The following is a 12,425-nucleotide window of genomic DNA, read 5'->3' as shown; positions in this document are numbered from 1 at the left end:
AGCCTGCGCGTGGCCACCGCCGTGCATGCGCTGGGCTGGGTGCCCGGGCGCGAGCTGGGCATCATCGGCGTGGACGAGACCGACTGGGCCGCGCTGGTGGGCCCGGGCCTGAGCACGGTGGCCCAGCCCACCGATGCGCTGGGCCAGGCAGCAGCCACCTGCCTCATCGAGCGCATCCAGGGCCTGCAAAGCCCCGCCCGCACAGTCGAGTTACCAGGCACCATCATTGTGCGCGGCTCGACAAAATCCCCAAACCATTGATTTACAACCACTAAAAACAGCGTTACGCACCAAACTAGGGCAAACCCTAGTAATCGTTCCGTAACCTTGCGCTAAACTGCGGCGCTACTGAAACCGGTTTCAAAAGCGCCGCATCGCCATGAACTACACGTTCCAATTCGACCAGGTCCTGGCAGCCTGGCCGCAGCTATTGCAGGGCACCTGGGTGACCATCCAGCTGTCTTTTCTCGCCATGGTCATCGGCCTGGCCGTCGCCATCGTCTGCGCCTGGGGCAAGACCTCGGGCCCGGCGCCGCTGCGCTTTGTCATCAATGCCTACATCGAGCTGATCCGCAACACGCCCTTTTTGGTGCAGTTGTTTTTCTTTTTCTTTGCGCTGCCGGCCATCGGCCTGCGCTGGTCGCCGCAAACCGCCGCGCTGGTGGCCATGGTGGTCAACCTGGGCGCCTATGCGACCGAGATCATCCGCGCCGGCATCGAGTCCATCCCCAAGGGCCAGATCGAAGCGGGCCTGGCACTGGACCTGAAGCGCTGGGAAATCTTCCGCTTTGTGATCCTCAAGCCCGCGCTCAAGACCATCTCCCCGGCGCTGACCAGCCAGTTCATCCTGCTGATGCTGAGCTCGGCCGTGGTGTCGGTGATCTCGGCCGACGACCTGACCTCGGTGGCCGCCAACATCCAGTCCGAGACCTTCCGCAGCTTTGAGGTCTACATCGTCGTGGCCGCCATCTACCTGCTGCTGTCGCTGGCCTTCAACCTGCTGTTCAAGCTCATCTACCAGATGGCCTTGAACTACCCAGACCGTCGCTGAACTCGGAGAACAAGAAATGCGTACTTTTGGTTGGCCCGAGTTGTGGTTCATCGTGGAAGCGGCCAAGTGGACCGTGGCCCTGTCCCTGATCGCCTTTATTGGCGGCGCCCTGGTGGGCCTGGTGATTGCGCTGTCGCGCACGTCAGAGAACGGCCTGGCGCGCGGCATTGCCACCGCCTTTACCCAGATTTTTCAGGGCACGCCGCTGCTGCTGCAGCTGTTCCTGGTGTTCTTTGGCGCGCCCATTCTGGGCTTTGAGATCAACCCCTGGGTGGCAGCCGCTGCTGCGCTGATTTTGAACAGCGGCGCGTTCCTGGGCGAGATCTGGCGTGGCTGTATCCAGGCGGTGCCACGCGGGCAGTGGGAAGCAGCCGATGCCCTGTCGCTGTCCTACTTCTGGCGCATGCGCGCCGTTGTGCTGCCCCAGGCGATGAAGATTGCCGTGGCCCCCACCGTGGGCTACCTGGTGCAGATCATCAAGGGCACGTCGCTGGCCGCCATCATCGGTTTTACCGAGATCACGCGCGCCGGACAGATCATCAACAACGCCACCTTCCAGCCGATGCTGGTGTTCGGTGTCGTCGGTGCCGTTTACTTCATCCTGTGCTGGCCGCTATCTTTGTGGGCCGGCCGCCTTGAGAAGCGCCAAGCCAGATGTACACCCCCCTGAGTCGCTTACGCGCCTTCCCCCCAGGGGGTCGACGCCCTCGCTGCGGGGCGGCCCTTGCTCGGCGTCCCGCCGATGGGCCCTGCTGCAACAACGCGGGTGCTTCTGACGATAGGCCTGTTTAATCCCTTTCCCTTCTTGCTGCGTTAATAAACCCTTAGGAGACATGAGCATGCAGATTTCCCGCCGCACTTTCACCTCCGCTGCTGCCGCCCTGGCTGCCAGCGCCCTGTTGCCCCTGACCGCATCGGCCCAGTCGCTGGCCGATCTGAAGAAAAAGGGCAAGATTACGATCGGCATGCTGGTGGACTTCCCGCCCTACGGCATCCTGAACGGCAGCAACCAGCCTGACGGCTACGATGCCGACGTGGCCAAGCTGCTGGCCAAGGAATGGGGCGTGACCGCCGAGATCGTGCCCGTGACGGGCCCCAACCGCATCCCCTTCCTGCTGACCAACAAGGTCGACATGCTGATCGCCTCGCTGGCCATCACGCCCGAGCGCGCCAAGCAGGTGCTGTTCTCCAAGCCTTACTCTGCTGCATCGATCGTGCTGTACGGCGCCACCAAGACGGCCATCAAGGGCCCGGAAAATCTCAAGGGCCTGCGCGTGGGCGTGGCACGTGCCTCCACCCAGGACGTGGCCGTCACCAAGGCTGCACCAGAAGGCACGCAAATCCGCCGCTTTGACGACGACGCATCGGCCATGCAAGCCCTGCTGTCGGGCCAGGTCGATGCCATCGGCTGCTCGGTGACCGTGGCGGCCCAGATCGCCAAGCGCGCCCCTGCTGGCCAGTTCGAAAACAAGTTCCAGCTGCTGCAGCAGAACATGGCCGTCGCCCTGCGCCCCGGCCAGGACGAAGTGGCAGAAGCCGTGAACGCCTTCATCGCCAAGAACACCGCCAATGGTGAGCTGAACAAGCTGTACCAAAAGTGGTTGGGCGCCGACCTGCCGAAACTGGACTAACCCTAGAACGGGCTACCCCCTGAGGCGCTGCGCGCCTTCCCCCTGGAAGGGGGACGACAGCACCGCTGCGGGGCGGCCCTTGCTGGCTGTCTCTTAGCTCGGGCATGCCAGTGTTGCAATCATCTTGAAAAACGACTGCTTTATGACGACCCCCTCGCAAGCACCCATCATTCGCCTCCAAGGCGTCGAGAAATGGTATGGCAACTTCCAGGTGCTGACCGATATCAACCTCGACGTGCGTGCCGGCGAGCGTATCGTCATCTGCGGGCCTTCGGGCTCGGGCAAGTCCACGATGATCCGCTGCATCAACCGGCTTGAAGCCATCCAGAAGGGCCAGATCACCGTGGATGGCACGGACCTGACGGGTGACAGCAAGGCGATCGACACCATCCGCAAGGAAGTGGGCATGGTGTTCCAGCAGTTCAACCTGTTTCCGCACCTGACGATTGTGGAGAACTGCATGCTGGCGCCGATGCGCTCGCGCGGCCTGAGCAAGGCCGAGGCGCAGGAGCGCGCGATGCACTACCTGACGCGGGTGCGCATTCCGGACCAGGCGGACAAGTACCCCAGCCAGCTGTCGGGCGGCCAGCAGCAGCGCGTAGCCATTGCCCGCGCGCTGTGCATGGCCCCCAAGATCATGCTGTTTGACGAGCCCACCTCGGCGCTTGACCCCGAGATGGTCAAGGAAGTGCTGGACACCATGATCGGCCTCGCCGAAGACGGCATGACCATGCTCTGCGTGACCCATGAAATGGGCTTTGCCCGCAGCGTGGCCGACCGCGTGATCTTCATGGCCGACGGCAAGATCATCGAGCAAGGCCCACCGGCCGCGTTCTTTGACAACCCCCAACACCCCAAGACCCAGCAGTTCCTGGGCCAGATCCTGAGTAATCACTAACACCCCCTGAGGCGCTTCGCGCCGTCCCTGAGCTGCGGGGCGGTGCGGCCGGCGAGGCCTTGCTCGGTGTGCGCCGATGGGCCGCGCCAGTTTTTGAGAACGTGCGAAGTTACTGCAGATTGTTTGCTCACTTATCAATAGCTGTCAACGCTTGGTATACGGGCGTAAGCGGCCAAAAAATACGAAAACCATGGCCTTGTCTTTGCAAAACGCGGGCTCGCCCGCGCTGATCTCCCTCACCTCGTTTGGCAATGCCGAAGTGCGCCGCCACGGCCAGCTCTACTTTGCCCAGCTCTCGCACCGCGCAGGTGCCCATGGCTATGAAGTGCGCGAAGAGCTGCTGCTGAACCCCGCCGAGGAACTGCCCGCGCTGGCCGCCTATGGCCGCGCGCACCAGCTGGACCTGGTCTACTCCTGCCCCCAGCCGCTGTTTGCGATGGACGGCAGCCTGAACACCGCCGCCGTGCAACACGCGATAGCAGCCAGCCATACCTTGGGCGCCACCTGGCTCAAGATGTCGATCGGCGGCTTTGCCAGCCAATCGGTCGCACATTCGGCCCAGGGCTTTGCGGCGCTCAAGAGCGCCATCGATGGCGCGGGCCTCACCTTGCTGATCGAGAACGACCAGACCACGGCCGCCGGCACCGTGCAAGCGCTGCAGCGCTTTTTTGCCGCTGCCGATGCCGCCGGCTTGAACTTGCCGATGACCTTTGACATGGGCAACTGGCACTACCTGGGCGAATGCGCGCTGCAAGCGGCGCAACTGTTTGGCAGCCGCGTGGCCTATGTGCATGCCAAGGGCGTGCAACGCCTGCCCGCCAAATGGGTGGCCGTGCCGCTGGTCGAATCGGCAGCGGCCTGGCGCGCCATTTTGCGCGCGCTGCCCAGTGATGCGCCCCGCGCCATCGAGTACCCGCTGATCGGCGACGACCTGGTCGCCGTCACCCAGCAGGAGCTGGCCGTGCTGCGCGATGCCACCGCCTTGCAAGTCCGATAAGCCGCTGCTACCCACCCGCACCAAACACCCAAGAGAGACACGGCCATGACCACCAAGACCTTTGATGTCGCCACCTTTGGCGAAGCGATGATGCTGCTGATTGCCGACCGCGCCGGCCCGCTGGAGAACGCCGAGTTCTTTACCAAACGCATTGCAGGCGCCGAGATCAATGTGGCCACCGGCATGGCACGCCTGGGCTTCAACACCCACTGGGCCAGCCGCCTGGGTGCCGATTCGATGGCGCGCTACCTCATCAACCAGATGAAGAGCGAAGGCGTGCACTGCGAGCATGTGGTGCTGGACCCGGCGCAAAAGACCGGCTTCCAGATCAAGGGCCGCAGCGATGATGGCAGCGACCCGCAGGTGGAATACCACCGCAAGGGCTCGGCAGCGAGCCTGATGACCCCGGCCGACATCGACGAGCCCTGGCTGGCCTCGGCCCGCCACCTGCATGCCACCGGTGTGTTTGCCGCGATCTCGCAGACCAGCCTGGCCACTGCCCAGCGCACACTGCAGATCGCCCGCGCTGCGGGCAGCACCATCTCGTTCGATCCCAACCTGCGCCCCACCCTGTGGCAGGACGAGGCCACGATGCGCCGCGAGATCAATGCGCTGGCTGCTGGTGCGGACTGGGTGTTCCCCGGCCTGGCCGAAGGCGAGCTGCTGACCGGCCACAAGACGCCCGAAGCGGTGGCCCGGTTCTACCGCGACCAGGGCGCAAGCCTGGTGGTCGTCAAGCTTGGCGAAGAAGGTGCTTACTACGATGACGCGCAGGCCGGTACCGGCTATGTGGCCGGCTGCCCGGTCGAGAAGGTGGTGGACACTGTGGGCGCTGGTGATGCCTTTGCCGTGGGCGTTATCAGCGGCCTGCTCGATGGCCGCGCGGTGCCCGATGCCGTCAAGCGCGGCTGCTGGATTGGCGCGCTGCAGGTGCAGGTGCTGGGCGACTCCGAAGGCCTACCGACCCGCGCAGCCTTGACCGCCGCCGGCTATTGATTTCAACGCATCCAGGAGCAGCCATGAGCAGCACCCGCCACCAGATTTTGGTTTTTCGTGAACTGCCCGAGGACCAACTGGCCCGCCTGCAAGCCGCGCATGACGTGACCGTGGCCAACCCGCGTGTGGCCGCGCAGCGCGATGCCTTTTTTGCAGCGCTGCCCCAGGCCCAGGCACTGATCGGGTCGAGCTACCCGATCACCGATGCGCTGCTGGACGAGGCACCGCAGTTGCGGGTGATCTCCAGCATCTCGGTGGGCGTGGACAACTACCCGCTGGCATCGCTGCGCGAGCGCGGCATTGCGCTGTGCCACACGCCCGGCGTGCTGACGGAGACGACGGCCGACACCATCTTTGCGCTGCTGATGGCCACCAGCCGCCGCATTCCGGAGCTGGCAATGTATGTGCGCTCGGGCCAATGGCAGCGCAATATTGGTGAGGAGCTGTTTGGCTGGGATGTGCATGGCAAGACCCTGGGCATTCTGGGCATGGGCCGCATCGGCATGGCGCTGGCCCGGCGCGCGGCGCTGGGCTTTGGCATGCGCGTGCTCTACAACAACCGCAGCGTCGTGCCCGAGAGCGAACTGGGCGCGCTGGCCGGCCATGTGCACTATGTTGCGCGCGATGCGCTGCTGCGCGAGGCAGACTTTGTCGTCTCCGTCGTGCCATCGACCCCCGAGACCAAGCACCTGCTGGGGGCCGAGGCCTTTGCGCTGATGAAGCCCAGCGCCATCGTCATCAACGGCTCGCGCGGCGCGATCGTCGATGAGGCCGCCTTGCTGCATGCGCTCGATACCGACCAGATCCGCGCCGCCGGCCTGGATGTGTTTGCCACCGAGCCGCTGCCAATCGAATCGCCCCTGCGCACCCATGCCAAGGTGGTGGCGCTGCCGCATATCGGATCGGCCACGCACGAGACTCGCCACGCGATGGCCGAGCTGGCGACCAGCAACCTGCTGCAGGTGCTGGCGGGTGAGAAACCAGCGGGTGGGTTTGATCTGAGCCAGGCCTGAGCCCCCAGCGGCGCCATGGGCTGCGCCGCGCGAGACGGGATGAGGGAGGGCGCACCCGCATAATGGCCGCCAGACCTTCCGATGCTGGCCGCCCGCGCGTGGCCAGCGGCCACCTCTTCCGTACGATTTCGTACCGTCTCTTGACTGCGGCATGCCCTCCACGCTCCAGGTTCTCTCCCTCGCCTCCCCATCTGCCGGCTCCCGCCGCATCCGCTTTGCCGGCACGCAGCTGGCGCCCTTTTGCCAGCACGACAACATCCACTGCCGCCTGGTGTTTCCGTCGGCGCAGGATGCGCAAGGCAGCAGCGCCAGCAGCACACGCGTCTACACCGTGCGCAGCTTCGATGCCGATGCGCAATGGCTGGAAATTGATTTTTTGCTGCATGCCGATGCCGGCCCGGGTGCCTGCTGGGCCCAGCAGGCGCAGGTCGGCGACCGGGTCGAGATCCTCAAGCCCGGCGGCCGCACAGCCCGCATGGCCGACTGGATGGTGCTGGCCGGTGACGACAGCGCACTGCCCGCGCTGGCCCGCATTGCAGAGCAGCTGCCCGCCAGCACACGCGGCCATGTGGTCTGCGAGATCGCCGACCCGCAGGATGTGATCGACATACGCCTGCCAGCCGGCATGCAGTGGCATTGGCTCTACCGCGCAGGCGCAGCCGCCGGCAGCGGCGAGCAGCTGCAGCAGGCCGTGCAAGCGCTGGATTGGAGCGACGCACAAGCCACCGAAGGCGCCAGCCGCTTTTTGTGGGTAGGCGCCGAATTTGCCACCGCGCAGGCGCTGCGCGCCTGGGCCGTAGACAGCCTGGGGCTGGGCAAGCAGGAGCAGCTGATCGTGGCCTACTGGCGCCGGGGCATGAGCGAGAACGAGCTGCGCGCGCCCAAGCCCGAGCTGGAAAAAGCCTAGGCCCTGTTTTTTAGATCTCCGCCGAGCGCGAAATATGCCGGCGCAGCAGCGCGGCGGCATAGTCGGCATCGCCTTCTTTGAGCGCCTTGAGAATGCCCAGGTGGTCGGTGCAGGCCTGGCGGATATGCTGCTCGCTCAGGTGGCTGAAATGCGCAAACTCCGAGATCTTGCGCAGCGAGTTCTGCCGGCGCACTGATTCGATCAGATAGCGGTTGCGCGACCAGGACACCAGGGTTTCATGAAAATTCGCATTGGCCTTGAACCACACATCCTGGCGCAGCTGCTCAACGGGCATCTGCAAGATATCTGACTGCTCGCGGAACAGCTGCTGCAGCTGTTCCGGGTCGGGCGCAAAGCCCGCCATCTTCAGCGCGCCGCATTCGACGATCAAGCGAAAGTCATAGCTCTCGTGCACGGCCTGGGGGTTGTCCAGGCTCTCGGTAAAACGCCAGCCATGGCCGGGCAGGCGCTCGGTCAGGCCCTCGGCGGCAAAGCGCATCAGCACGCGGCGCACGGCGCCCCGGGTCACGCCAAACAGTTCCACCAGCTGCGCCTCGGAGACTTCGCCGGCCAGCTGGCCGCTGGCGCGGTGGTTCATGATCTGGCTGTACAGCGCCTCGGCCTCAGAAGGGGGCACCAGCTGCTCCAGCGCATCGTCGCCATCGGGCACGCGCTCGACCCGGAACCCCCGGCCCGGGTGGTAGGCCACCAGGCCCTGGGCGGTCAGCAGCATCAGCGCCTGGCGCACCGGCGTGCGCGAGACCTTGAGCTCATCGGCCAGGTGCAGGTCGGAGATACGGTCGCCCACGCGCCAGCGGCCACCATGCATCAGCGCCGTCAGCTGGCGCGCGACGTCGATCTGCAAAGAACTCAGCGATTGCTTCAAACCGATTCTCCCCTGGGTAGTGCTGCTGCGGCCCGCGCCTGCGCAATCCGGTGGCAATGGCGGCGGCGCGCAGCATCTTGTTTTTGCCGGCCAGCCCCGAGCATACGCGCCAGGCTTCCCGTCTTGGCAGCATCCTTCATCGTAGTTTCCCTAAGTTTTGTTTGATTCTATAAAAAACAAATTGACAGTCAATGACCTGGAAATTAATGTATTAAAAGTTCACAAAACACAAAAGGAAAAAGATGTCGCCGTTTCCACTCGTCACGCTGTCTGGCGCCCCGCAAGCCCGTGGGCGCCAGTATGGCGCGGCGCTCAAAGACCGCATTGCCCGCAGCGCAGCCCTCTACGGCGGCGCGCTGGAGAAGTACGGCATCAGTGCCGCACACAAGGCCGCGCTGATCGCCGAGTACGCCCAGAAGATCGCCGCCTTTGACGAGAACTACCTCGAAGAAATGCGCGGCATTGCCGAGGGCTCGGGCGTCGCGCTGGACGACATCGTGATGATCAATGCCCGCACCGAGGTGGTGGCCCTGGCGCGCGCCCAGTCCACCAAGCCCGTCGATGACGAGCTGGACGACGGCTGCACCGGCGCCATGCTGCTGCCCGAGCGCAGCGCCTCGGGCAACCTGATCCATGGCCAGAACTGGGACTGGCGCGCCGAGTGCGCCGAGACTGGCGTGGTGCTTCGCGTGCGCCAGGACCATGGCCCCGACTACCTGACCTTTGTCGAAGCCGGCGGCCTGGCCCGCAGCGGGCTCAACGCCGCAGGCATCTCGATCACCGCCAACTACCTGGAATGCGAGCGCGACTATACGAAGCTGGGCATTCCGCTGGGCCTGATCCGCCGCAAGGTGCTGGAGCAGGAGCACTTTGCACTGGCCGCCAAGGCCGTGGCCACCACGCCCAAGTCCTGCTCCAACAACATCATGGTGGCATCGGCGGCGGGCTTTGGCATTGACTTTGAATGCGCGCCCGACGAGGCCTTCCCGCTCTACCCCGAGGACGGCATGATCGTGCACGCCAACCACTGGGTCAGCCCCGTGGCGCTGGCCAAGCTGCGCGACACCGGCATCCCCCATGTGCCCGAGAGCTTTTACCGCGACTGGCGGGTGCGCAAGATCCTGCAGGAGCAGGGCCGCCTGCTGACGCGCGAATCGCTGAAGAAGGCACTGTTTGACGACTTCCTCTCACCCTACGCGGTCTGCCGCCCACCGCGCCCCGCCGATGGCGGCAACCTGACTGCCACCGTTGCGATGATCGTCATGGAGCCGGCGCTGGGCATCATGGAGATTGCGCCGCTGCCCGCCATCAACCGCCAGTTCACCACCTACCGCTTGCATGGCGATGGCGCGGCTGAACCGTCTGCAGCCGCCGCTGTGGCGCTGGAGCACTGATCGCCATGTGGAAATTCGCTGCCACCCGAATCGGCATGGCGATTCCGACCTTGGTGATCGTGGCACTGGCCGTCTTCATTCTGGTGCGCCTGATCCCCGGTGACCCGGCAGCGCTGATGCTGGGTGACTCGGCCGATGCCGCATCGCTGGCGGCCCTGCGCGAGCAGCTGGGCCTCAATGCCAGCCTGCCCACGCAGTTCCTGGTCTGGTCCGGCCATGTGCTGCAGGGCGACCTGGGCCAGTCCATCTCCAACCGCCAACCCGTTGCCGCGCTGATCTGGCAGCGCTTTGCCGTCAGCGCCCAGATCGTGCTGCCTGCCGTGCTGCTGGCCACCCTGGTGGCCGTGCCGCTGGGCATGCTGGCGGCATGGCGCCAAGGCCGCCTCACCGACCTGGCCCTGGTCGCCACCGCCACCTTGCTGCTGTCGCTGCCCGCGTTCTGGATGGGGCTGCTGCTGTTGATGTTCTTTGCGCTCAAGCTGGGCTGGTTTCCGGTGGTCGGCTTTGTCGCCTTTGGCGAGAACCCGCAGCAGGCGCTGCTCTACCTGGTGCTGCCCATCACCACCTTGCTGCTCCATGAGATCGGCGTGATCCTGCGCATGACCCGCGCCTCCACCCTGGAAGTGCTGCACCTGGACTACATCACCCATGCCCGCGCCAAGGGCCTGAGCGAGATGACGGTGATGCTGCGCCATGCCTTCAAAAGTTCCTTCGGCCCGACCTGTACCCTGCTGGGCCTGATCCTGGGCAACCTACTCGCCGGGGTAGCGGTGATCGAGACCGTGTTCACCATTCCGGGCCTCGGCCGTCTGCTGGTCGATGCGATCTTTGCCCGCGACTACCCGCTGATCCAGGGCTGCCTGCTCTTCATCGCCAGCATCTATGTCCTGGTGAACCTCTTTGTGGACCTGCTCTACCCCATCTTTGACCCCAGGGTGGCCGCATCATGAACCGCCGCTCCCTCTCCTTCTGGCTGGGCGCTGGCCTGGTCTCCGTGGTGGTCGTCGTGGCCTTGCTGGCCACGTTCTGGACGCCGTATGACCCGCTCAAGCTCGACTTCAAGACCCGCCTGGCAGCGCCCGGCTGGCAGCACTGGATGGGCACCGACGAGCTGGGCCGCGATGTGCTCAGCCGCCTGATGCGCGGCACCGCTACCAGCATCCGCATCAGCCTGAGCACCGTGTTTCTGGCCACCTTCTTTGGTGTGCTGATCGGCGCGCTCAGCGGCTACCTGCGCGGCTGGCCCGACCGCATTCTGATGGCCATCAACGATGCGCTGCTGGCCTTCCCGGGCCTGTTGATGGCGCTGGGCCTGCTGGCGGTGTTTGGCGCCAGCACCACCGGCATCATCATCGCGCTGGCACTGGCCTATGCGTCATCGGTAGTGCGCGTGGTGCGCGGCACGGTGCTGGGCCTGCGCGAGCGTGATTTTGTGCGCGCCTCGCGCGTCATGGGCAACTCCGAGACCTACACCCTGCTGCGCCATGTGCTGCCCAACTGCATTGCACCGGTGATCGTCATGGCCACCTCGATGTGCGGCTGGATCATCCTGGCCGAGAGCTCGCTGAGCTTTCTGGGCCTGGGCGTGGCGCCCCCCGCACCCACCTGGGGCAACATGCTGGCGGGCAGCCGCTCCTATGTCAGCCAGGCGGCCTGGCTGGCAATCTTCCCAGGGCTGGCGATCTCGCTGGCACTGCTGGGCATCAACCTGCTCGGCGACGCCCTGCGCGACCGGCTCGACCCACGCATGCGGAGGCGCGTATGACCCCATCCCCTACCCTGCTGCAGATCCAGAATCTGAGCCTCTCGGCCGGCGCCGGCAAACTGGTGGTGCGCAATGCATCCTTGCAGCTGGCCGCTGGCGAGATTGTCGGCATCGTCGGCGAATCGGGCTCGGGCAAGACCATGCTCAGCCGCGCCGTGATGCGGCTCACGCCCCATGCCATCAGCCGCAGTGGCGGCGACATCCTGCTGGACGGCCAGTCGCTCTATGCAATGAACGAGCGCCAGCTGCGCGCTGTGCGTGGCCCGCGCGTGGCCATGGTGTTCCAGGAGCCGATGACCTCGCTCACGCCCACCCTGAGCATTGGCGAGCAGCTGCTCGAAGGCCTGCGCATGCACCTGCCCCAGGCGCGCGACGAGCACATGCCGCGCATCCATGCGATGCTCGAGCGCGTGGGCCTGCGCGATACCCAGCGCATCCTGAGCGCCTTCCCGCACGAGTTCTCGGGCGGCATGCGCCAGCGCATCATGATCGCCTCGGCCATGCTGCTGCGCCCGGCGCTGTTGATTGCCGACGAGCCCACCACGGCGCTGGATGCGGTGGTGCAGCGCGAGGTGATGGAGATGATGCTGGAGCTGACGCGCGAGAACGGCACCGCCGTGCTGCTGATCAGCCATGACCTGCCGATGGTGGCCCGCTACGCGGACTGCATGGTGGTGATGAAGCAGGGCGACATTGTGGAGACTGGCCCCACCGCCCAGGTGCTGGCGGCCCCCGCGCATGACTACACGCGCCAGCTGCTGCGCACCCTGCCCCAGCGCCGCGCACCGCGCCAGATCGACCGCACAGCGCCGCTGATGTCGGCCCGCGACCTGGTGCTGGAGTTTGGCGGCCGCCAGCGCTGGTTCCGCAAGGGGGCACCGGCGCGC

Annotated in this window: 14 protein-coding genes; 13 read left to right on the top strand and 1 reads right to left on the bottom strand. The window is 65.4% G+C overall.

The genetic code is table 11. The features are described from left to right. From H928_RS0119470 to H928_RS28830, 9 genes are all read left to right on the top strand, one after another. A partial coding sequence (locus H928_RS0119470; RefSeq protein WP_027011139.1) for a substrate-binding domain-containing protein occupies positions 1 to 261 on the top strand: 261 nt, incomplete at its 5' end. A gap of 118 nt (positions 262 to 379) precedes the next feature. Then, positions 380 to 1,051 carry an amino acid ABC transporter permease gene (locus H928_RS0119465; protein WP_021028002.1) on the top strand — a complete coding sequence of 224 codons (672 nt, stop codon included), beginning with the start codon at positions 380 to 382 and terminating at the stop codon, positions 1,049 to 1,051. A gap of 16 nt (positions 1,052 to 1,067) precedes the next feature. Next, positions 1,068 to 1,721 carry an amino acid ABC transporter permease gene (locus tag H928_RS0119460; RefSeq protein WP_021028001.1) on the top strand — a complete coding sequence of 218 codons (654 nt, stop codon included), beginning with the start codon at positions 1,068 to 1,070 and terminating at the stop codon, positions 1,719 to 1,721. Positions 1,722 to 1,890: 169 nt separating this feature from the next. After that, the gene (locus H928_RS0119455) at positions 1,891 to 2,682 is read left to right on the top strand and encodes a transporter substrate-binding domain-containing protein (RefSeq protein WP_373604931.1); all 792 of its coding nucleotides are present in this window, start codon (positions 1,891 to 1,893) and stop codon (positions 2,680 to 2,682) included. Positions 2,683 to 2,824: 142 nt separating this feature from the next. Continuing rightward, a complete protein-coding gene (locus tag H928_RS0119450) occupies positions 2,825 to 3,580 on the top strand; it encodes an amino acid ABC transporter ATP-binding protein (RefSeq protein ID WP_021027999.1) in 756 nt (251 codons plus the stop codon). A gap of 190 nt (positions 3,581 to 3,770) precedes the next feature. Then, positions 3,771 to 4,577 carry a sugar phosphate isomerase/epimerase gene (locus H928_RS0119445; protein ID WP_052330129.1) on the top strand — a complete coding sequence of 269 codons (807 nt, stop codon included), beginning with the start codon at positions 3,771 to 3,773 and terminating at the stop codon, positions 4,575 to 4,577. A gap of 45 nt (positions 4,578 to 4,622) precedes the next feature. Beyond that, positions 4,623 to 5,573: a sugar kinase gene (locus H928_RS0119440; protein ID WP_021027997.1), complete on the top strand. Its 951-nt coding sequence runs from the start codon at positions 4,623 to 4,625 to the stop codon at positions 5,571 to 5,573. Positions 5,574 to 5,596: 23 nt separating this feature from the next. Further along, complete coding sequence (locus H928_RS0119435; RefSeq protein WP_021027996.1) at positions 5,597 to 6,586, top strand: D-glycerate dehydrogenase; 990 nt, start codon at positions 5,597 to 5,599, stop codon at positions 6,584 to 6,586. Positions 6,587 to 6,737: 151 nt separating this feature from the next. After that, positions 6,738 to 7,493 carry a siderophore-interacting protein gene (locus H928_RS28830; RefSeq protein WP_021027995.1) on the top strand — a complete coding sequence of 252 codons (756 nt, stop codon included), beginning with the start codon at positions 6,738 to 6,740 and terminating at the stop codon, positions 7,491 to 7,493. 10 nt (positions 7,494 to 7,503) lie between these two features. Here the strand turns inward: H928_RS28830 and H928_RS0119425 are convergent, their stop codons facing one another. Then, positions 7,504 to 8,379, bottom strand: coding sequence for a GntR family transcriptional regulator (locus H928_RS0119425; protein WP_021027994.1), 876 nt, complete (start codon positions 8,377 to 8,379; stop codon positions 7,504 to 7,506). A gap of 242 nt (positions 8,380 to 8,621) precedes the next feature. Here H928_RS0119425 and H928_RS0119420 point away from each other — a divergent pair, with 242 nt between their 5' ends. The 4 genes from H928_RS0119420 to H928_RS28825 form a co-directional block, all read left to right on the top strand. Continuing rightward, positions 8,622 to 9,773, top strand: a complete 1,152-nt coding sequence (locus H928_RS0119420; RefSeq protein ID WP_021027993.1) for a C45 family peptidase — start codon at positions 8,622 to 8,624, stop codon at positions 9,771 to 9,773. Between the two features lie 5 nt (positions 9,774 to 9,778). Further along, positions 9,779 to 10,723: an ABC transporter permease gene (locus H928_RS0119415; protein ID WP_021027992.1), complete on the top strand. Its 945-nt coding sequence runs from the start codon at positions 9,779 to 9,781 to the stop codon at positions 10,721 to 10,723. Next, positions 10,720 to 11,538, top strand: a complete 819-nt coding sequence (locus tag H928_RS0119410; protein ID WP_021027991.1) for an ABC transporter permease — start codon at positions 10,720 to 10,722, stop codon at positions 11,536 to 11,538. The genes H928_RS0119415 and H928_RS0119410 overlap by 4 nt, the downstream gene beginning before the upstream one ends. Then, the coding region (locus H928_RS28825) for an ABC transporter ATP-binding protein (protein WP_148293228.1) at positions 11,535 to 12,425 on the top strand (891 nt) is incomplete at its 3' end. The genes H928_RS0119410 and H928_RS28825, both read left to right, overlap by 4 nt.

Source organism: Comamonas sp. B-9 (assembly GCF_000410635.1).
Classification (GTDB): Bacteria; Pseudomonadota; Gammaproteobacteria; order Burkholderiales; family Burkholderiaceae_C; genus Comamonas.
This window is presented reverse-complemented; position numbering and strand designations above follow the sequence as displayed.